A 20,927-nucleotide genomic window follows, 5' to 3' on the forward strand; every position below is an offset into this window, starting at 1 on the left:
AAGAATAAATAATTAATAATATTTAAGGAGGAATAGTCATGTTAGATTTGAAAAGAATAAGAAATAATCCAGAAGAAATAAAAAAATTAATGAAAAATAGAGGGGAAAATTTTGATTTATCAGTAATTGATGAAGTGGTATCTCTTGATAAAGCAAGAAGGGATATATTAGTTGAGGTTGAAGAATTAAAAAATAATAGGAACACTCAATCTGCGCTTATACCAAAGCTTAAGAAAAGTGGAGAAAATGTAGAAGAAATTATGTCCCAAATGAAAAAACTTTCAGATGAAATTAAAAATTTTGATATTGAGCTATATGAAGTAAATGAAAAAATTAAAAATATTATGTTAAGTATCCCAAACATACCGAGTGTAAATGTGCCAGAAGGGGATACCGAGGAAGATAATGTTGAAGTGAAAAAATGGGGAGAGCCTAAACATTTCAGCTATGCAGCTAAAGCGCATTGGGATTTGGGAACAGACAATGATATTTTAGATTTTGAAAGAGGCGCAAAGATTACGGGTTCAAGATTTACAGTGTATAAAGGCCTCGGAGCAAGGCTTGAAAGAGCACTAATAAGTTATTTTTTAGATCTTCATGTGGATAACAATGGGTATACAGAAATACTGCCTCCATATATGGTTAATAGACAAAGTATGATCGGTACGGGTCAATTACCTAAGTTTGAAGAAGATGCTTTTAAAGTGGCTAATACAGACTATTTCTTAATACCGACAGCAGAGGTACCTGTTACAAATATTTATAGAGATGAGATATTAAGTGGTCAAGATCTTCCTATAAAGCATGTTGCGTATAGTGCTTGTTTTAGACAAGAAGCAGGTTCAGCAGGAAGGGATAGTAGAGGACTTATAAGGCAACATCAATTTAATAAAGTAGAACTTCTTAAATTCACAAAGCCTGAGGATTCATATGCAGAGCTTGAAAAGTTACTTATGGATGCAGAGTCAGTATTACAAGGACTTGAATTACCTTATAGAATAGTTAAGATATGTAAAGGCGATTTAGGATTTACAGCATCATTTAAATATGATATTGAGGTTTGGATGCCAAGCTACAACAAGTATGTTGAAATATCAAGCTGTAGTAATTTTGAGGATTTCCAAGCAAGGCGTGCCAACATTAAGTATAAAGATGATAAAAAGGATAAAGCTAATTATATTCATACACTAAATGGATCAGGGGTAGCTATTGGAAGAGCATTAGCTGCAGTACTTGAAAACTACCAGAATGAAGATGGATCAGTAACTATTCCAAATGTTTTAGTGAAGTATATGGGACAAAAAACATTAATTTCAAAATAAGTATTTAAATTATTAATTTATATCATAATAATAAATGAGCAACTTAAGTATTTAATATTAAGTTGTTTATTTATTATAGTATATGAAATTGAAGTTTATGGCATGAAATATAAATGTGTTGACAGGTGATGTTTATGCTGATATAATAAATCTTGTCGTTAAGATATGGAGGGATGGTCGAGTTGGTTTAAGGCACCGGTCTTGAAAACCGACGTACGTGAAAGCGTACCGTGGGTTCGAATCCCACTTCCTCCACCATTTTTTAACGACATAAAATTAAGCTATGGAGAAATACTCAAGTGGCTAAAGAGGTGCCCCTGCTAAGGGTATAGACTGGGAAACTGGTGCGAGGGTTCAAATCCCTCTTTCTCCACCAGCAACATCTAACATTTGTTAGATGTTTTTTATTTTTACATAATATATTATGTTGGTAAATGTTTTCAAAAAAATATTGACAGGATATCAACATGCTGATATAATTAACCTTGTCGTTAAGATATGGAGGGATGGTCGAGTTGGTTTAAGGCACCGGTCTTGAAAACCGACGTACGTGAAAGCGTACCGTGGGTTCGAATCCCACTTCCTCCACCATTTTTTAACGACATAAAATTAAGCCATGGAGAAATACTCAAGTGGCTAAAGAGGTGCCCCTGCTAAGGGTATAGACTGGGAAACTGGTGCGAGGGTTCAAATCCCTCTTTCTCCACCAAAAGTATCTAACAATTGTTAGATACTTTTTTTACTTTATTGAATAACTACAAGGTGAATTATACGCCCACTGAAGTTTTTTATTTGTTAGGGCATGTAACTCATAGCTATAGAGGAGGGAGACTTTCCTTCTGAAAAATCGTTATATTACAAAATAAGTAATTTGATTATTGAATTAAAAGTAAATAAAAGGTATAATTATAGTATTAAAATAATAAAGAAGGCTAAAATATGTTAAAAGGTAATAAAATATTATTGAGATGTGTAGAGAGACGAGATTTGAATATATTTTATGATATTTGGGCTGATGAAGAGGTTAGGAGACTTGATGGTAATTTTAGATTGCCTCCATCTAAAGAGGATATATTAAATAATTTTAATAAGTTTATTAATCTTGATAAGAAATATCTTAGCATTATAAATGGAAAAGGCGTAGTTGTAGGATATATAACGTTTAGAGAAATTAGTGAAAGTAAAAATGTATATGTATTAGGTATAACTGTAGGTCAAAACTTTTGGAATAGAGGATATGGGCAAGATTCTGTAAAGGTTTTGTTAAAATATTTATTCATGGATATTGCTGCGCATAGAGTAGAGCTCGAAGTACTAGATTTTAATTTAAGAGCAATTCAATGTTATAAAAAATGTGGGTTTATAGAAGAAGGAAAGAAGAGAAAGACTTGCTTTTCCTATGGGAATTATAGGGATGTAATTATTATGGGAATTCTTAGAGAAGATTTTGTAAATAAAAGTTTGTAAATAAATCTTTACTCTTAGCATATAATATGGTAATATAGTAATGATATATATGCGTTGGTAGCTCAGTTGGATAGAGTAGCTGGCTACGAACCAGTTGGTCGCAGGTTCGACTCCTGTCCGACGCACCATAAGAACCCAGTAACTGTAATAGTTACTGGGTTCTGTCGTTTTTTTTGAAGGTTGTATAAAATATAAAAATGAAGAATAATTCCATATGTGAACAGAGATGCTGCAAATGGTGTACCGTACACCCTTTGTTAATGGCTATATGGCACCAAAGAAAAAACTGCACCAGTTCCAATGACTAAGGATCTAAATGTGAAAAATCTAAATGTGAAAAATCTAAATTTAAAGTTAAGAACTAATTATGCATAAAAAAATAGGACTGAAAAGTTATTTCAGTCCTATTTCTTCTCCCATTAATACAGAAGTTTCAAAACCTAATTGTGTTTGGTTTAGTAAATCCTCATGAATTTTTACGACATCTTTTTTAAAAAACAGGATTACAGTGGAACCACCGAATTTGAAGTACCCTTTTTCCTCTCCTTTCGTAATTTTGGCATCTGTACTATAACTTTGAAGAATTGAACCTACGCAAGTAGCACCAACCTCCATGCAAATAACATCACCAAAGTTATCTGAGTGAAAAATGCTCCATTCTCTTTTATTTTGACAAAATAATTTTTTTATATTATTTAATGCTATAGGGTTTACAGAATAATAATGACCTTTGATTCTAGTTGTATCGCTACAGACACCATCATCAATAAAATGAAAGCGATGATAATCAGTTGGGCATAATCTAAAGATTAAGCAGGTACCTCCATCGTACAAATTGTATACTTCATTATCTTGGAGTAGTTCTTTAAGCGAATAAGTAAAGCCTTTTACTTGGACTAAATCATTCAAGTTAATATTATCGTAAGCCAAAATTTTGCCGTCACAAGGCGAGATTAAAGCATTATTATTTTTATCAATTATTCGGGCACTTGTATTTAAAGGTCTTATAAAAAAATCATTAAAAGACGAATACTCATTATAAGTCTTAGTGTATAAAGACATATCAATATCAAAATCTTTAATAAAATTTTTGATTTTTCTAGAACTTATTTTTGTGTCGCAGTAATAACCATATAATTTTGAAAATAGCTTTTTCTTAAGTAATAACTCAACTAGTCCTTTTCCAGAAGGAGAGGAATAAGACCAATTTAAATACTTTTCACCAGCGACCTTTTCAATTTCATATTTATTTTGTTTTCTATTGTAATACTTAATCATAAAAATACCTCGTTTTTATAGTTTATGTTATAATTTGCCGGATTTTATTATAGAGATTAATAACCAAAAGCCCATAAATGCCGCAGCCAAAAAACCAGTTATACCAATAAGTGATATGTTATATATTTTAGGCCCTATATTAGAATTTAAAATTGTACAAGATCCTATAATCATTGAAGAAATAATAAGGCCAAAAACTAATCGGTTTATACCTTTATTTAATTCATTTATAGGAGCGTTTAAATTTTTATGTTCTAATTGAAGTTTAGCTCTTCCCGTTATTAGACTTTCAGATAATTCTATAATTTTTGATGGAAGTTTAAATGAATCTTTTATAAATGAATATGTATAAATAAGTAAAGTATTAGAATCTAGATTTTTTAATAAAGAAAATTTATTATTATCCTTTACATAAGGGATAGCTATATCTATTATTTTTATATCAGGAGCGATACTTGCTATTACACCTTCTAAAATTACAAGAGCTCTTATTAGAAGTGTAAAATCACGAGGTAGACGAATATTGTTTTGTTTAGCTATATTAAAGATTTCAGAGAGCATAACGGAAATCTGAATGTTGTTTAAAGAAACTGAAAGATAATTTACAATTAGATAATCTAAGTCTTCATATAGTTTATTTCTATCTACATAGCCCTTTTTTATTCCTATAGATAAAAGAGATGAAATCATTTTATTTATGTCATTAAGAACAACAGCTGATATCATATCATTTAGTGTTGATTTCAATGAATTCGAGAGACTCCCCATAATTCCAAAGTCAATAAAACAAATTTTACCTTCGCATATAAATATATTTCCGGGGTGTGGATCTCCGTGAAAAAAGCCATCTTGTAGAACTTGTTTTAAGTAAGATAAAGCTAATTTCTTACCTAAATCATCAAGATCATAATGAAAAGTTAGGAGCTTTTTCATATCATCTACTTTAAAGCCATAAATTCTTTCCATAGTTAAAACCCTAGTACTAGATAAATCTTGAACCACGTAAGGTACATATAAAAATGCAACATCTTTGTTGAGATTTTTAAAGTTATTTATATTTTTAACTTCATTGTTAAAATCAAGCTCAAGTTCAGTTGCTAAAAGTATTTCATGTAAGGCTTCTTCAGGGTCGATTGGTGAATCAGAGAATTTTGTTTTTGTGAATTTTATTATACGAACGAGTATAGAAATATCTAATTTCATCTTTTTTGCAATATCTGGTCTTTGTATTTTAACTACTACATCCCTACCATCCTTTAAGGTAGCCTTATGCACTTGAGAAATAGATGCAGAGGCTAAAGGTTCTTCGTAAAACTTTTGAAAACACTCAGTTGTTGATTTTCCAAATTGATCAAAGAATACTTTTTTTATGGTTTCAATGTTTTCTGGAAGTACGCTATCTTGGAGCTTTGACAGTTCTACTATATAAGCTGAGGGTAATAAATCTGGTCTAGTACTCAATATTTGGCCAATCTTTATAAAAGTAGGGCCAAGCTCTTCAAAGGCTTTCCTTAAATTTTCAGGGAGTTTATTTTGTTTGTTAAATTTAGAGTCTATAATATATCCAAAGCCATAAGAGCCAAGAACTTTAATAATTGTTCTAAATCGATTAACAGAATTACGTCGCATTTTATACCTCACTTAAAAATAAAAGACCTGAAAGAATAGCAGGACTTTCATTTGACTTTCATTTGTGAATTTATGGCTGAAGGGTTTCTAAATTTGATAATCTTTTATTCAAAGTTTCAATATCTTCTTTAGTTGCAAAGCTCATTTCTGAAAGGAGTAATAACATATCTTCTTTTGTCAAAGGCTTTTCTTCTTCTGTAAAAACTTTAGATTCTTCTTTTTTTCCTTTTACAGTTCTTTTTAGTTCTTCAGATAAATTCTTACCCTCTTCTAAGGTTAATTTACCCTTTTGTACAAAATCATCTATTAGATTTGTAGCTTTTTCATAAGTATATGCTGCAGATCCTAGTCCGGCGAGGAAAAAATTTTTTATATCATTATTCAATTAGAACACCTCCAGTTAATAGTATATAGTATACAGTATATACTATTAACTGTATTAAAATTCTAATAATAAATAAACACTATAAGATTTTTAATAATTAATATAAAATTTGTGTTTTAATTTATCTATAGGTTGACATACTTATAAAAGTGTAATATTATGGTTAGGTAGAAATAAAATATGCACCCGTAGCTCAGCTGGATAGAGCGTCCCCCTCCTAAGGGGAAGGTCGGAGGTTCGACTCCTCTCGTGTGCACCAAAAACTAGTAAAGTAATACTTTGCTAGTTTTTTTATTTACCGGGAAATAAAAATTATTAAAAATAATTATTTATATAACAAAGGGGTTTAAATGAAAAAACATTTTATTAATGAATCATTAAAAGAAGCCAAAAGATCATTATTATTAGGGGAAGTACCTGTAGGTGCAGTTATAGTTAAAGACAATGTAATAATTGCTAGGGCGCACAACCTCAGAGAAACGCTTCAAGATGCTACGGCCCATGCAGAAGTTTTAGCTATAAAAAAAGCCTGTGAAGTAATAGGAAGTTGGAGATTAACTGGATGTGATATGTATGTAACGTTAGAACCATGCCCTATGTGTGCAGGTGCTATATTACAGTCTAGGATAAGCAAATTATATATAGGCATCTTTGATCCTAGCGTAGGGGCTTGTGGGTCAGTTATAAATGTTCTTCAAAATGATGATTTAAATCACTGGACAGAAATAAATTGGTTATACACCGAGGAATGTGGTAATTTATTGACTGATTTTTTTAAAGATAAAAGATAGTGTAAAAGGAGGAAAACATCATGGAACAGAATATAAACAATGAAATAATGGATAAAATTACAAAAACATGTTTATGTAAGGCAATACCGAGGTCTACAATAAAAAAAGCTATACAAAATGGTGCAAGAACTGTAGAGGAAGTTCAAAAAGCTACAGGGGCGGGAACAGGCGGATGCAATGGGCATAGATGTACTCCTAAAATTGAGGAGATACTAAAACAAGAATTAGAGAAAGAACAAAATAACGCATAATAGGCGAAAAACTATATAGCTCGATATAATGAAAGCGAAGCCAAAGGGTTTCGTTTTTGTTTTTGAAGGATATTTTTATTCATAGTCTAGAATTATAAAATTTAAATTTAAAATAGTTTATATAGCTTGACAACGTTATCATAATATATTAAAATGAACACAAGCGAAAGCAAATGAAACAAATACGAATACAAACGTACATTGTTATCCCAAATATGATAAAAGGAAGATTGAAATTATGTTTGCTGAAGAAAGAAAATCAAAAATATTAGATAGTTTAAATAAGTATGGAAAAGTAAAAGTATGCGATTTATCGCAGCTATATGAAGTGTCAGAAGTTACAATTAGACGTGATCTTCAAGAATTGGAAGAAGATGAACTTATAAAAAGAGTACATGGGGGGGCTATACTAAACCGCAATACTAAATTTGAACCCACTTTTTCAGAAAAAGTAGATAAGTTTTATGATGAAAAAGAATCTGTTGGAAAGATTGCTGCATCAATGATAGTAGATGGAGATACAATAGCAATAGATGCAGGGACGACTACTCTTAGTATTGCTAAGTATATAACAGCTAAAGATATAACGGTTTTAACAAATTCTGTAGATGTAGCCTATGAACTTTCTAAAAAGCGAGATGTAGAGGTGATTGTTACTGGAGGTACATTGCGATGGGAAACGAGAGCTATGGTAGGACCAGTATCAGATAATACACTTAAAAATTTCAGAGTAGATAAAGCATTTATGGGGTCTAATGGTGTATGCATTATTAATGGGCTAACTACTCCCAATATTATTGAAGCGAGCACAAAACAAGAAATGATAAAAATTGCAAAGCAAACTATATTATTATGTGACCATACTAAATTTGGTACAGTTTATTTTGCCAAAATCGTTGATTTAGATAGTGTTGATATAATAATAACGGATAATCAATTAGATAATGAATTATTAGAAAAGTTTGAAGAAAAAGGTGTACAAATTATGACAGCAAAATAAATGGCGGTGAAAAAATGATAATAACAGTGACTCTAAACCCAGCAATAGACAAAACTATTGAAATAGATGAATTTAAAATTGGTAGTGTTAATAGAATTGTGTCTACAAGAATTGATGCTGGAGGTAAAGGTATCAATGTATCTAAAGTTATTAAGGAATTACAACATAAAAGCTTAGCTTTAGGTTTTTTAGGTGGAAACAGTGGAAATCAAATAAAAGATTATTTAGATGATTTAAATATTAAAAATGAATTTTTATCTGTTAAAGGTGAAACTAGGACTAATTTAAAGATTTTTGATAAGATTAATAATACACATACAGATATAAACGAAAGTGGTCCTAGTTTAGTAGAAGAAGATATTACTAATGTAAAACAGAAAATCGTGGGATATTGCCAGGGAAATTTTCTAGTAGTTCTTTCAGGTAGCGTTCCAAGTGGAGTGCGCGGTGATATATACGGTGAAATAATTAAAGATATAAAAAGCAAGGGTGGCAAGGTTATATTGGACGCAGATGGCGATGTGTTAATGCAGGGAATTAAAGCTGGTCCATATATGGTAAAGCCAAATATTGATGAACTTGAAAAAGCTTTTGGTGTCAGCATTAATAGCGAAGATGAAATTATTGAAACTGCTAAAAAAATATTAGAGTATGGAGTAAAATATGTAGTGATCTCGAAAGGCTCAGAAGGATCTATATTCATAAGTCGTGATAAAGTTGCAAAAGTAAATGGTTTAAAGGTAGAAGTTAAAAGTACAGTAGGGGCTGGAGATTCTATGGTCGCAGCAATGGCTGTAGCAATTGAGAATAATTATAGCTTTGAAGAAACTATAAAGCTAGCATGTGCAACAAGTACAGCTAATGTAATGACTGAGGGAACACAAACAGGAAGATTTGCTGACATAGAGAAACTAAAAAAGCAAGTAACTATAAATTACCTATAGAAAGGATGATTATTAATGAATATAACTGAATTATTAAGTGTTAATCTAATTAAACTTGAACTTACTAGTAAAACAAAAGAGGCTGTAATAAATGAGATGGTAAAAATTTTAGATGAAAATGGTAAGTTACTAGATAAAGATAAATATCTACAAGCTGTAATAGATAGAGAAAAAGAATTTTCAACAGGTATAGGTATGGGAATAGCAATTCCCCATGGTAAAAGTAGTGGAGTTAAAGAGCCGGCATTGGTATTTGGACGAAGCACAGGCGGCATTGACTATAAGTCTATGGATGATGAGCTAGCTCATGTATTCTTTTTAATAGCTGTACCAGAAGAATCAAGTAATGAGCATTTAAAGATATTAAGCCAAATTTCTAGAAAATTGATGCATAAAGAATTAAGAGATAGTTTGATGAACGCTAGTAGCCCTGAAGAAATAATTACTTTACTAGAAAAATAAACATTAGCCAACAATTTAAAAGGAGGAGAGTTCATGAAATATGTAGCTATAACTTCGTGTCCAACAGGAATAGCGCACACCTATATGGCGGCTGAAGCTCTAAAAATGGCAGGAGAGGAAATGGGCATAGAGATTAAGGTGGAAACTCAAGGCTCGGTAGGTGCAGAAGACCAGTTGACGCAGGAAGATATAAAGGAAGCTAGAGTAGTAATAATTGCAGCAGATACTAACGTTTCAAAGGAACGTTTTTCGGGGAAAACTATAATTGAAGTTGGGGTAAAAGATGCAATTAAAGACCCAAAGGGGCTTATACAAAGAGCGATAGATATAAAAGTAGAAAATAAAAAAGATTCAGAAAAAGTCAGTGATATTAAAGAAGAAAAAACTACTGAGAAAAAAGGTCCTTATAAGCACCTTATGACAGGGGTTTCTTATATGATTCCTTTCGTAGTAGCGGGGGGAATTCTAATTGCAATTTCATTTGCTTTTGGAATACTAGCGTTTAAAGAAGAAGGTAGTATTGCAGCAGCTTTAATGCAAATTGGTGGAGATTCAGCCATGGCACTTATGATTCCAATATTGGCAGGGTTTATAGCGTTCTCAATAGCGGATAGACCAGGTCTTGTACCGGGTATGGTTGGCGGTATGATTGCACTATCTTCAGGTGCAGGCTTTTTAGGGGGGATTATAGCAGGTTTCCTAGCGGGTTATACTATTGTTTTCTTAAAGAAAACAATAAAACTACCAAAATCATTAGCGGGCTTAATGCCGGTTTTAGTATTACCGGTTTTATCTTCATTGGTAGTAGGACTTGTAATGATATATGTTATAGGAAAACCTGTAGGTATAATAAATACCGGAATGGCTAGTTGGTTAAGTAATTTAAGTGGAGCAAACTCAGCTTTACTCGGAATTATTATTGGCTTAATGATGGCTATTGATATGGGTGGACCAATTAATAAGGCCGCTTATGCTTTTGGAGCAGGAACTATAGTTGCGGGCCAAACTTCTATGGTAATGGCAGCAGTAATGGCGGCAGGGATGACTCCTCCGCTAGGAATAGCTCTTGCAACAGTTATAGCAAAAAGAAAATTCACATTACAAGAAAGAGAAGCGGGGAAAGCTGCTTGGGCACTAGGGGCTGCATTTATAACAGAGGGTGCGATACCATTTGCTGCGGCAGACCCATTTAAAATGATACCGTCATTAATGGTGGGTTCAGCAACTACTGGATTACTATCTATGCTATTTAAAGCAGGGTTAGCAGTTCCTCATGGTGGAATATTCGTATTATTTATTCCTAATGCAGTTTCTAATCTAGGTGGATATATAGTATCCATAGTAGTTGGTACAATGGTAACAGCTCTTATGATTTTTTTATTAAAGAAGGATGCTGTTAAATAATTCAAAGTATTAATGGATTAAATCATTGTATTTATATGGGATATAGGGTAGCGTGTAAATTATAAAAATAAGTAAAATAAAAATTAAAAAGGGGATGTTTTTATGTACGAAGTTGAAATTGTGTTGATGAACGAGCAAGGGTTGCATGCTAGACCAGCGAGCATTGTTGCTAAAAAAGCATCAAAGTTTACTTCACATATAACTTTAATTAAGGATGAAGAAAAGTATAATGCAAAAAGTATAATAAATATATTAAGCATGGCAGCTACAAAAGGCGATAAACTCAAAATTGTTGCTAATGGAGATGATGAAGTTAAGGCTGTAGAGGAATTAAGAATAGTAATTGAAAAAGAAATTATAAACCTTTAAAAAAATCATATATAAAGTTAAATTCACTCCTAAGATAGTAAAGTATTTAAGATTGCTATAAGGAGTGAATTTAACTTATTAGGAGGTTATTTAATGAAAGGCATTGGAGTTTCGCCTGGAATAGTAATAGGAAAAGTAATATTAAAAGAAGAAAAGAAAATGATTATAGAGAAGAAAGAGATTTGGAGTTATGAAGAAGAAATTAAAAGATTTAAGACTGCTATGGAAAATAGTAAGAGTGAAATTCAGAATATATATAATAACGTATTGAAAAAATTAGGTGAAAAGGAAGCTAACATATTTGAAGCTCATTTAATGATATTAGAAGATCCAGAAATGCTTGACCAGATTGAGAAAAAAATTGAAGATGATAAAGTTAATGCTGAGTGGGCACTAAAAGAGGTTTCAGAAATGTTCATTTCTATGTTTGAAAATATGGATAATACATATATGAAAGAAAGAGCAGCAGACATCAAGGATGTAACAAGTAGACTTATGAAAAAATTGATGAACATTGAAGAGGTTAACTTTGAAGAATTAGCTAATGAGGTTATAATTGTAGCTCATGATTTAACTCCTTCAGACACATCACAGATAGATAAAAACAAGGTTTTAGGGTTTATAACGGAAATTGGTGGAGGAACTTCACATTCTGCTATAATGGCTAAGACTTTAGAAATACCAGCTATAGTAGCGGTAAAAGATATAACTAAGAAAGTAAAAAATGGAGATTTAATTGTTTTTGATGGCGAAGAGGGATTGATATATGTTAATCCAGAAGAAAAAATAGTTAATATTTATAAAGAGAAAAAAGCTGAATATAATAAAAATAAAGAAGAGTTAAACCTACTAATAGGGAAAAAAAGCATAACTACAGATGGAGTAAGAGTAGAATTGGCTGCTAATATAGGAACTCCAAAAGATTTAGAAAGTGTTATCAATAATGATTGTGAAGGGGTAGGCTTATTTAGATCTGAGTTTTTATATATGGATAGGGATTCAGCACCTACTGAAGAAGAACAATATGCAGTATACAAAGAAGTTGCATAAAAAATGCAAAATAAACCTGTGGTTATTAGAACTTTAGATGTTGGTGGAGATAAGGAATTAGAGTATTTGAAGTTACCGAAGGAAATGAATCCGTTCTTTGGATATAGAGCTATAAGAGTTTGCTTAGATAAGGTAGATATATTTAAAACGCAATTAAGAGCTAGTACCTTTGGAAATATTAAAATAATGTTTCCTATGATTTCTAGTATTGAAGAATTAAGAACAGCAAAGGGTATTTTGCAAGGAGCAAAAAATGATTTAAAAAAGGAAAATATAAAAATTAATGGGAATTTAGAAGTGGGAATTATGATGGAGATACCTGCAGCAGCGATTATCTCTGATCTATTAGCCAAAGAGGTAGACTTTTTTAGTATAGGAACTAATGATCTTATTCAATATACAACTGCGGTAGATAGAATGAATGAAAAAATATCACATTCATATACTCCATTTCATCCAGCTTTACTAAGGCTCGTAAAAATGGTTATAGATAATGATCATAAAGAAAATAAATGGGTTGGTATGTGTGGCGAAGTAGCAGGGAATCCTAAATTAGTACCTATTCTAATTGGAAAGGGATTAGATGAATTTAGCATGAGTCCTATATCTATTTTAAGAGCAAGAGGAATTATTAGAAATATATCTCAAGGCGAAATGAGAAGTTTAGCGGAGCAAGTTGTTAACTTACCAACAGCTGAAGAAGTTGAAGAATTTATAGAAAAAAGCATAAACATAAAATAGTAAATACGGAATATAAAAAAATGGATTAGTATAATGATTTGTTATTTATTCTAATTTACTAGGACGTTTTTAAAATAAATAGAGAATTCTATAATATAGAGTTCTCTATTTATTTAAATTTTAAATATTTATCTTTACTTTTTTATCATAGTCATACACAATTGTTATGAGACTTATATAGAGAGTCAAGTTCAATTTAAAACTTGATTTTTTATTATCTGTATTAGTGGTTTTATGAACAAATGACGAAATATTAATATAAAAGGAGAGGTTACTTATGGAACCAATAGCTTTTAATATATTTGGACTCACAATTAGATGGTACGGTATTCTTATTTCGATAGGAATGATGGTTGGAATTATATTGGCAAATTACACTTGTAAGTTAAAAGATGTTGATTATGATGAATTTCTAAATATTGTACTAATATCTTTCCCAATAGCGATTATTGGAGCTAGGGCTTATTATGTGATTTTTGAATTTAATCAATATAAAGATAATTTAATAGAAGTGTTCAATACACGTCAAGGTGGGCTTGCTATCCATGGTGGGATTATATTTGGTATGATAGCAGCGTTAATATATACAAGATATAAAAAAGAGAATCTTTTAGAATTTGTAGATGTAGCAGCACCATCTATAATTATTGCACAGGCTATAGGCAGATGGGGGAATTTCTTTAATAGTGAAGCTCATGGTGGGCCGGTTACTCAAGGCTTTATAAGCAAATTCCCGGATTTTATACAAAATGGAATGTTAATAGAAGGAGTTTATTATCACCCAACGTTTCTTTATGAATCAGTATGGAATGTTATGGTAGGTTTATTGCTGATTTATTTATTAACAAAAACACTTAAGAGAGGAACGGTGTTTTTTAGCTATATAGGATTATATTCCTTAGGAAGATTCTTTATAGAAGGATTAAGAACTGATAGTTTAATGTTTGGAGATCTAAGGGTAGCACAGCTAATAAGCTTAGTAGGAATTGCTTTATGGGTTATATTTCTTGCTATAAACTGGAAGAGAAGGGATTCATGCCACTAATTTATAATAATCATTATAAATTATACAAATAATTATTTAAATATGTATATATATAAGTAGATTGAGAAATATAAGATAATACAATATTAATGATTAGAAAAAAATTCGAAAAATATTTTAGCGATTAACTATTGAAATTACTATTTATTAATAGTATAATTATTTATGTTGCACTACTTATGTGTATACAAAGATTAAAACAATTTATGGAGAGATGTCCGAGTGGCTTAAGGAGCATGCCTGGAAAGCGTGTGTAGGGGCGACTCTACCGAGGGTTCGAATCCCTCTTTTTCCACCAGTTTATATTTCCGTACTAGCCGGGGAGTTAGCGGTGCCCTGTAACCTGCAATCCGCTACAGCAGGGGTGAATTCCTCGCATAGGTTATAAAATGTGTGGTCTGCCCTATATAAGTGGTGTTGAGAACTTGGTCCCACGCAATGGAAATTCATAAACCCCGTGAGATCCGGAAGGAAGCAGCGGTAAGTGAAACCTTCCATGTGCCGTGGAGCAACCTGGTTTGAGCTAACTGTATAGGTAACGCGCATAGTTTATATATCGAAGCGAGGTGTACGGTTTACATAAAAAATATAAGATGCCTATAAAGGCATCTTTTTTATTTGTTTGAGAATTATAAATAAAATTTAAATTAATTGTTAAATATAAATTAGTCATGTGGAATATGATTTTATTTTTTATATAAATATAAACTAATATTTTGATTTAAATGATATAATTATTTAAATAAGAGAATACGGGATTTTAATAGTTAAGTTTACAAATCAATAAGGAATTGCGATAAAAACAAATACCATACTTAAAAGAGGTGAAATTTGTGGCGTATAAAGCTTTATATAGAGAATGGAGACCAAAAACTTTTCAAGATGTAGTAGGTCAGGAGCATGTGACTATAACTTTAAAAAATCAAATAAATAGCGAGCGGATAGCTCACGCATATCTTTTATGTGGCACAAGAGGAACGGGAAAAACTTCAACAGCTAAGATACTAGCGAAAGCGGTTAATTGCTTAAATTCGGATCATGGAGAGCCTTGCAATGAATGTGAAATGTGTAAGAAGATAAATGCAGGAACAGCGATAGATGTTACTGAGCTAGACGCGGCATCACACAATGGAGTAGATAATATTCGCGATATAATTGAGGATGTTCAGTATCCACCACAGGAAGCTAGGTATAAAGTTTATATTATAGATGAGGTTCATATGTTATCCATAGGGGCAGTTAATGCATTCTTAAAAACACTAGAGGAACCGCCGAGCCACATAATATTTATATTAGCCACAACTGATCCTCAAAAATTACCAATAACAATACTATCAAGATGCCAGAGATTTGACTTTAAAAGAATAAAAAGTGCAGATATATTTGAAAGACTTCGAAAAATTGTTGAGCAGCAAGGCATTTTTGTCGACGATAATAGTTTAAAATTAATATCAAGAATTTCTGATGGAGCAATGAGAGACGCCCTAAGCGTTCTAGACCAAGCCATATCAATGAATGACGGCAGGGTAGAATATGATAATGTTATAGATATGTTAGGACTTGTAACGTCTGAGAGTCTTATAAAACTTTCGGAAAGTGTAATAGATAGGAATATTGAAGGGGCAATAAAGGTCATAAATGAAATGGTTATTAGTGGTAAGGATATATATGTATTTATAAAAGATATGACCACTCATATGAGAAATCTTTTGATGGCTAAAGTAAGTGAAAATGTAGAGGATATTTTAGATATGTCCAGTGAAAATATATATATTTTAAAAAGGCAAGCAGCTAAAATTAGAGTAGAAGAGATTATGAGAAATATAAAGATACTTCAAGATGCGCAGGAACAAGCTAAATGGAGTAAGCAAAATAGAATTTATTTAGAGCTTGCAGTTATTAAAATGTGCAAAATAGAGTATGACACATCAAAAGAAGTACTATTATCTAGAATAAACAAATTAGAGGAAATAATTAAACAAGGAAAGATAACTGTAGCATGTGAAAGTGTAACTCCTAGAGTTTCCGAAAAGAGTAGTCCCTTAAAAGGTAAAACAAATAAAAAAACAGAAATAAGACCAGTACAAAAGCATAATGCTAACTCTAATTTAACCGTCGACATTGTAAAAAAATCTTTTAAGGATATTTTAGATATGTTTAAAGCACGAAGACATATGGTTATATATGCGTCTTTAATGACAGGAGAAATTGTGTCATGCGATGGAGGTGTAATAGAACTAGGTTACGAAAAGCAATATGCCTTTAATAAAATTAGATTAGAGAAAGAGGATAATAGGAATATAATAGAAGAAATATTTTCTGAATCACTAAAAGAACCAGTAAAAATAAAATATACTATAGAATCTGATGAAATACAGGCTAGATCACCTGAGGATATACTAAAAGAAACATTTGGAGAAGATCTTGTGGAAGTACTAGATGAATAAAGTCTAGGATCCTAGAATAAATGCATATTATTAATAAAAAATATTTATTTATTTAATGGAAATTATTATAGGTATTAGTATATAATAATATAGAAAGTTATAATGGATTAGCAATATGTTTCCTTTTAGATTATAAACTTTTAAATTAAATTTTAGTAGTTGCAAATCTAGAGGAGATAAATATTATAATATTAACTTGAATAACTAATATATAGGAGGTAACTATTATGGCAAAAGGTGGATTTCCAGGTATGGGTGGAAATATGAATAGTTTAATGAAGCAAGCTCAAAAATTTCAAAAACAAATGGAAGATATGCAAAAAGACTTAGGAGACAAGAAATTTGAATCATCTGTTGGCGGTGGAGCGGTAACCGCGATAGCTAACGGAAAGAGACAACTTGTTGAAGTGAAGATAAAACCAGAAGTAGTAGATCCAGATGATATTGAAATGCTAGAAGATTTAATTATGAGTGCTTGTAATGAAGCTCTAAAGAAAGCAGAAGATGAATCAAGTAATGAAATGGGTAAATTAACAGGTGGAATGAACATGCCAGGAATGTTCTAATAAACAGTAGCTTAAAAACTACATTGTTATGAGGTGACTAGATTGGATTTATATCCAGTAGCAATAGAAAAACTTATAGAAGAATTTGCCAAATTGCCTGGTATAGGGCGAAAAACAGCTCAGAGGCTGGCTTTATTTGTTCTAAATCTTCCAAAGGAAGAAGTAGAAGAGTTTGCTCATGCACTGGTAGAAGCTAGAGGGACCGTAAAATACTGTTCTATATGCGGAAGTTTTACAGATACAAACCCTTGCGCAATTTGTTCTAACCCTAATAGGGATAAGAGCACCATATGTGTAGTTGAAGATCCAAAAGATATTATGACTATGGAAAAAGTAAGGGAATTTAATGGGGTTTATCATGTTCTTCATGGGACAATATCGCCTATGTCAGGAAGGGGCCCTGAAGATATAAAATTAAGAGAACTGATAAGAAGGATTAATGGAGAAGTTAGCGAAGTAATAGTAGCAACGAATCCCAACATAGAGGGGGAAGCTACAGCTATGTATATATCTAAAATATTAAAACCTTTAGGCGCAAAAGTCACAAGGATTGCACATGGTATCCCCGTTGGTGGAGATTTAGAATATATAGATGAAGTAACCCTTTCTAAAGCTTTAGAAGGAAGAAAAGAAATATAGAATATTACTCCTGTTTTATGTCAAGAATTTAGAGAAGATATAAAATGGGAGGTTTTTATTATGAATAGAAAAAAAATAATTGAAATATTATTTTCAACTTTAAAATATACACAGGAACAAAAGGATATTATTATCCGATTAGAACAAGCCAAACTTGAGTGGGAAACTGCAAAAAAATACTTTCAAGTGGCAGATGACCCTAGACTTGTAGACTATGCAATTTATAGAGAAGATCAATCTAAAGCTAGATACATATATTTTTTATTGGAAGCTAGAAGAAAGGGTGTAACTATTGATGCTAGCTACATGATCGAGGAGATTGGTGCTAGCATGAAGAGATAAAAAAAATTTAAAGTAAGTTAGAAACATAATAAAAAAAGGGAAATTAAAGATTTACATAGGGGGATTGAGATATGGATATAGCATTATATTTTTTAATTGGTATAGTGGGGATGTTAATTGTAGTCAAGCTCTTTTCTTGGCCACTAAAAATACTGGTTAAATTAATATTGAATTGTGTTTTTGGTGTCTTACTATTGCTGCTTGCTAATTTTCTAGGCAAGTATGTAGGTATAGTAATTCCAATAAATGCTGTAACGGCACTAATTGCAGGATTTTTAGGAGTACCAGGAGTAATATTTTTAATAATTTTTAGAATGTTAATGTGATGTTACCGTAGTAGTGGTGGTTTATATAAATAAGAAATAACAAATAGAGTAATATCTCTTATAAGGGGTATTACTCTATTTGTTATTTGTTAATAAATTATAAAATTAGGGTAAGGTTAATTTTATAATAGTGCAGCTCCGCAGGCGATAATTTAATCTTTTATAAATAAAAGACTTTATAATGGTATATTTATAGCCCGTTAAGGAGAACATTTAATATATGTGATAATTGTTGAAATTATTGTATGAGATATTTAATTATTAAATACTAGTAAGTATTATTAAAATAACTATCCTGGTGTATCAATATAAGATATATAGAGAAAAAGTTTAAAAATTCAAGAATGCGAAACTTGGTTTATTTTAATTGCTTTAAATTTAATTTTATAGAGAATATTCTATGATAAGATATTCCTTGTCGCTATGAGTGAGTAACGATAAAGGTGAAAATTGATAAGTTAACATTTGAATATTACTTTAAAAACACATTTTTATAATAATAAAAAAATGTTGACAAAACAAGAAATACCTAGTACAATAGTAGAGGTCGTCACATAATGACGAAACAAATTGGTCTTTGAAAATTAAACAGAGAAATAGGTAAAGATAGCGAAATAATATTTCGCTAAACCAGTTAATTACTTTAGTATAAAGTAAAATTTAGTCGTAAGACTAAAAGTATGTAATGAGCTTGCGTAACAACTTAACAGTTGTCGCAGATTAATCATTTCAACTAAAAAAGTGTAAACTTTTAAATTGAGAGTTTGATCCTGGCTCAGGACGAACGCTGGCGGCGTGCCTAACACATGCAAGTCGAGCGATGAAACCTTTCGGGGTGGATTAGCGGCGGACGGGTGAGTAACACGTGGGTAACCTGCCTCAAAGAGGGGAATAGCCTCCCGAAAGGGAGATTAATACCGCATAATATGTTTTGGTCGCATGATCGAAACATCAAAGGATTTTTCTTCGGAAAATTCCACTTTGAGATGGACCCGCGGCGCATTAGCTAGTTGGTGAGGTAACGGCTCACCAAGGCGACGATGCGTAGCCGACCTGAGAGGGTGATCGGCCACATTGGAACTGAGACACGGTCCAGACTCCTACGGGAGGCAGCAGTGGGGAATATTGCGCAATGGGGGAAACCCTGACGCAGCAACGCCGCGTGAATGATGAAGGCCTTCGGGTTGTAAAGTTCTGTCTTCTGGGACGATAATGACGGTACCAGAGGAGGAAGCCACGGCTAACTACGTGCCAGCAGCCGCGGTAATACGTAGGTGGCAAGCGTTGTCCGGATTTACTGGGCGTAAAGGATGCGTAGGCGGACATTTAAGTCAGATGTGAAATACCCGAGCTTAACTTGGGTGCTGCATTTGAAACTGGGTGTCTAGAGTGCAGGAGAGGTAAGTGGAATTCCTAGTGTAGCGGTGAAATGCGTAGAGATTAGGAAGAACACCAGTGGCGAAGGCGACTTACTGGACTGTAACTGACGCTGAGGCATGAAAGCGTGGGGAGCAAACAGGATTAGATACCCTGGTAGTCCACGCCGTAAACGATGAATACTAGGTGTCGGGGGTCGAACCTCGGTGCCGCCGTTAACACATTAAGTATTCCGCCTGGGGAGTACGATCGCAAGATTAAAACTCAAAGGAATTGACGGGGGCCCGCACAAGCAGCGGAGCATGTGGTTTAATTCGAAGCAACGCGAAGAACCTTACCTAGACTTGACATCCCCTGCATAACCCAGAGATGGGCGAAGTCCTTCGGGACAGGGTGACAGGTGGTGCATGGTTGTCGTCAGCTCGTGTCGTGAGATGTTGGGTTAAGTCCCGCAACGAGCGCAACCCTTATCATTAGTTGCTACCATTAAGTTGAGCACTCTAGTGAGACTGCCCGGGTTAACCGGGAGGAAGGTGGGGATGACGTCAAATCATCATGCCCCTTATGTCTAGGGCTACACACGTGCTACAATGGTGAGTACAAAGAGATGCAAGACCGCAAGGTGGAGCCAAACTCAAAAACTCATCCCAGTTCGGATTGTAGGCTGCAACTCGCCTACATGAAGCCGGAGTTGCTAGTAATCGCGAATCAGCATGTCGCGGTGAATACGTTCCCGGGCCTTGTACACACCGCCCGTCACACCATGAGAGTTGGTAACACCCGAAGTCCGTGAGGTAACCGTAAGGAGCCAGCGGCCGAAGGTGGGATTGATGATTGGGGTGAAGTCGTAACAAGGTAGCCGTAGGAGAACCTGCGGCTGGATCACCTCCTTTCTAGGGAGTAGATGTATTGACTTCGGTCGATGCAATAGAAGAATATTAATTTGTTCTTCAAAAATATCTATTGTAATTAATCGTACCTAGTTCTCTGTTTAATTTTGAGAGACTAATTTTATCTAACTCTTAGGAGTTAGATAATGAATAGTTTTTCTTAAAATGTTCTTTGAAAATTGCACAGTGAAAAAAGTTGTTT

The 20,927-nt window shown here is 32.8% G+C and carries 18 protein-coding genes, 7 tRNA genes, 1 rRNA gene, 1 other RNA gene and 1 pseudogene; 25 read left to right on the top strand and 3 right to left on the bottom strand.

Annotated elements, in window-relative coordinates:
- Nucleotides 1-38 precede the first annotated feature (38 nt).
- From serS to ACWJKS_RS18790, 7 genes are all read left to right on the top strand, one after another.
- Nucleotides 39-1,322 (top strand): serine--tRNA ligase, encoded by a 1,284-nt coding sequence (gene serS, locus ACWJKS_RS18760; RefSeq protein ID WP_216304411.1) that lies wholly within the window; start codon nucleotides 39-41, stop codon nucleotides 1,320-1,322.
- Nucleotides 1,323-1,489: 167 nt separating this feature from the next.
- A tRNA-Ser gene (locus ACWJKS_RS18765) sits at nucleotides 1,490-1,580 on the top strand.
- A 27-nt stretch (nucleotides 1,581-1,607) separates the two neighbouring features.
- Nucleotides 1,608-1,698 (top strand) — tRNA-Ser (locus tag ACWJKS_RS18770).
- Nucleotides 1,699-1,822: 124 nt separating this feature from the next.
- Nucleotides 1,823-1,913, top strand: a tRNA-Ser gene (locus ACWJKS_RS18775).
- A gap of 27 nt (nucleotides 1,914-1,940) precedes the next feature.
- Nucleotides 1,941-2,031 (top strand) — tRNA-Ser (locus ACWJKS_RS18780).
- Between the two features lie 230 nt (nucleotides 2,032-2,261).
- The gene (locus tag ACWJKS_RS18785; protein ID WP_216304412.1) at nucleotides 2,262-2,789 is read left to right on the top strand and encodes a GNAT family N-acetyltransferase; all 528 of its coding nucleotides are present in this window, start codon (nucleotides 2,262-2,264) and stop codon (nucleotides 2,787-2,789) included.
- A 51-nt stretch (nucleotides 2,790-2,840) separates the two neighbouring features.
- A tRNA-Arg gene (locus ACWJKS_RS18790) sits at nucleotides 2,841-2,917 on the top strand.
- A gap of 265 nt (nucleotides 2,918-3,182) precedes the next feature.
- Here ACWJKS_RS18790 and ACWJKS_RS18795 read toward each other — a convergent pair.
- The 3 genes from ACWJKS_RS18795 to ACWJKS_RS18805 form a co-directional block, all read right to left on the bottom strand.
- Nucleotides 3,183-4,067: a phosphatidylserine decarboxylase gene (locus ACWJKS_RS18795; protein ID WP_462960173.1), complete on the bottom strand. Its 885-nt coding sequence runs from the start codon at nucleotides 4,065-4,067 to the stop codon at nucleotides 3,183-3,185.
- 27 nt (nucleotides 4,068-4,094) lie between these two features.
- On the bottom strand, nucleotides 4,095-5,696 hold the full coding sequence (locus tag ACWJKS_RS18800) for an ABC1 kinase family protein (protein ID WP_165414905.1): 1,602 nt from the start codon (nucleotides 5,694-5,696) through the stop codon (nucleotides 4,095-4,097).
- Nucleotides 5,697-5,766: 70 nt separating this feature from the next.
- Nucleotides 5,767-6,081 carry a phasin family protein gene (locus tag ACWJKS_RS18805; RefSeq protein ID WP_216304414.1) on the bottom strand — a complete coding sequence of 105 codons (315 nt, stop codon included), beginning with the start codon at nucleotides 6,079-6,081 and terminating at the stop codon, nucleotides 5,767-5,769.
- A gap of 182 nt (nucleotides 6,082-6,263) precedes the next feature.
- On the opposite strand from ACWJKS_RS18805, the gene ACWJKS_RS18810 reads away from it, so the two are divergent.
- The 18 genes and pseudogenes from ACWJKS_RS18810 (at nucleotide 6,264) to ACWJKS_RS18895 (ending at nucleotide 20,728) form a co-directional block, all read left to right on the top strand.
- Nucleotides 6,264-6,340 (top strand) — tRNA-Arg (locus tag ACWJKS_RS18810).
- A gap of 91 nt (nucleotides 6,341-6,431) precedes the next feature.
- Entirely contained in the window at nucleotides 6,432-6,872 is a 441-nt protein-coding gene (locus ACWJKS_RS18815; protein ID WP_220287564.1) for a nucleoside deaminase, read from the top strand.
- 20 nt (nucleotides 6,873-6,892) lie between these two features.
- Nucleotides 6,893-7,123: a (2Fe-2S)-binding protein gene (locus ACWJKS_RS18820; protein ID WP_220287561.1), complete on the top strand. Its 231-nt coding sequence runs from the start codon at nucleotides 6,893-6,895 to the stop codon at nucleotides 7,121-7,123.
- Between the two features lie 238 nt (nucleotides 7,124-7,361).
- Nucleotides 7,362-8,123 (top strand): DeoR/GlpR family DNA-binding transcription regulator, encoded by a 762-nt coding sequence (locus tag ACWJKS_RS18825; protein ID WP_216304568.1) that lies wholly within the window; start codon nucleotides 7,362-7,364, stop codon nucleotides 8,121-8,123.
- A gap of 14 nt (nucleotides 8,124-8,137) precedes the next feature.
- Entirely contained in the window at nucleotides 8,138-9,067 is a 930-nt protein-coding gene (gene pfkB, locus ACWJKS_RS18830; RefSeq protein WP_216304569.1) for a 1-phosphofructokinase, read from the top strand.
- A 15-nt stretch (nucleotides 9,068-9,082) separates the two neighbouring features.
- The gene (locus ACWJKS_RS18835; RefSeq protein WP_165414897.1) at nucleotides 9,083-9,529 is read left to right on the top strand and encodes a PTS sugar transporter subunit IIA; all 447 of its coding nucleotides are present in this window, start codon (nucleotides 9,083-9,085) and stop codon (nucleotides 9,527-9,529) included.
- Between the two features lie 33 nt (nucleotides 9,530-9,562).
- Complete coding sequence (locus ACWJKS_RS18840) at nucleotides 9,563-10,933, top strand: PTS fructose transporter subunit IIC (RefSeq protein WP_216304570.1); 1,371 nt, start codon at nucleotides 9,563-9,565, stop codon at nucleotides 10,931-10,933.
- A 102-nt stretch (nucleotides 10,934-11,035) separates the two neighbouring features.
- The gene (locus tag ACWJKS_RS18845; protein WP_165414899.1) at nucleotides 11,036-11,302 is read left to right on the top strand and encodes an HPr family phosphocarrier protein; all 267 of its coding nucleotides are present in this window, start codon (nucleotides 11,036-11,038) and stop codon (nucleotides 11,300-11,302) included.
- Nucleotides 11,303-11,395: 93 nt separating this feature from the next.
- Nucleotides 11,396-13,093 (top strand): annotated as a pseudogene (gene ptsP, locus ACWJKS_RS18850) (phosphoenolpyruvate--protein phosphotransferase).
- Nucleotides 13,094-13,370: 277 nt separating this feature from the next.
- Nucleotides 13,371-14,138, top strand: coding sequence for a prolipoprotein diacylglyceryl transferase (gene lgt / locus ACWJKS_RS18855; RefSeq protein WP_216304572.1), 768 nt, complete (start codon nucleotides 13,371-13,373; stop codon nucleotides 14,136-14,138).
- Nucleotides 14,139-14,346: 208 nt separating this feature from the next.
- Nucleotides 14,347-14,436: transfer RNA gene (locus ACWJKS_RS18860), tRNA-Ser, on the top strand.
- A gap of 10 nt (nucleotides 14,437-14,446) precedes the next feature.
- Nucleotides 14,447-14,712: signal recognition particle sRNA large type (ffs, locus tag ACWJKS_RS18865), an RNA gene on the top strand.
- Between the two features lie 259 nt (nucleotides 14,713-14,971).
- Complete coding sequence (dnaX, locus tag ACWJKS_RS18870) at nucleotides 14,972-16,585, top strand: DNA polymerase III subunit gamma/tau (protein WP_462960174.1); 1,614 nt, start codon at nucleotides 14,972-14,974, stop codon at nucleotides 16,583-16,585.
- Nucleotides 16,586-16,812: 227 nt separating this feature from the next.
- Nucleotides 16,813-17,151 carry a YbaB/EbfC family nucleoid-associated protein gene (locus ACWJKS_RS18875; protein ID WP_165414974.1) on the top strand — a complete coding sequence of 113 codons (339 nt, stop codon included), beginning with the start codon at nucleotides 16,813-16,815 and terminating at the stop codon, nucleotides 17,149-17,151.
- Nucleotides 17,152-17,193: 42 nt separating this feature from the next.
- Entirely contained in the window at nucleotides 17,194-17,790 is a 597-nt protein-coding gene (gene recR, locus ACWJKS_RS18880; protein WP_165414975.1) for a recombination mediator RecR, read from the top strand.
- Nucleotides 17,791-17,850: 60 nt separating this feature from the next.
- Nucleotides 17,851-18,132, top strand: a complete 282-nt coding sequence (locus ACWJKS_RS18885; protein WP_462960175.1) for a DUF2508 family protein — start codon at nucleotides 17,851-17,853, stop codon at nucleotides 18,130-18,132.
- A gap of 71 nt (nucleotides 18,133-18,203) precedes the next feature.
- Nucleotides 18,204-18,458, top strand: coding sequence for a pro-sigmaK processing inhibitor BofA family protein (locus ACWJKS_RS18890; RefSeq protein WP_216304595.1), 255 nt, complete (start codon nucleotides 18,204-18,206; stop codon nucleotides 18,456-18,458).
- A gap of 752 nt (nucleotides 18,459-19,210) precedes the next feature.
- Nucleotides 19,211-20,728: ribosomal RNA gene (locus ACWJKS_RS18895) — 16S ribosomal RNA — on the top strand.
- Nucleotides 20,729-20,927: the final 199 nt, after the last annotated feature.

Source organism: Clostridium sp. CM038, assembly GCF_055081105.1.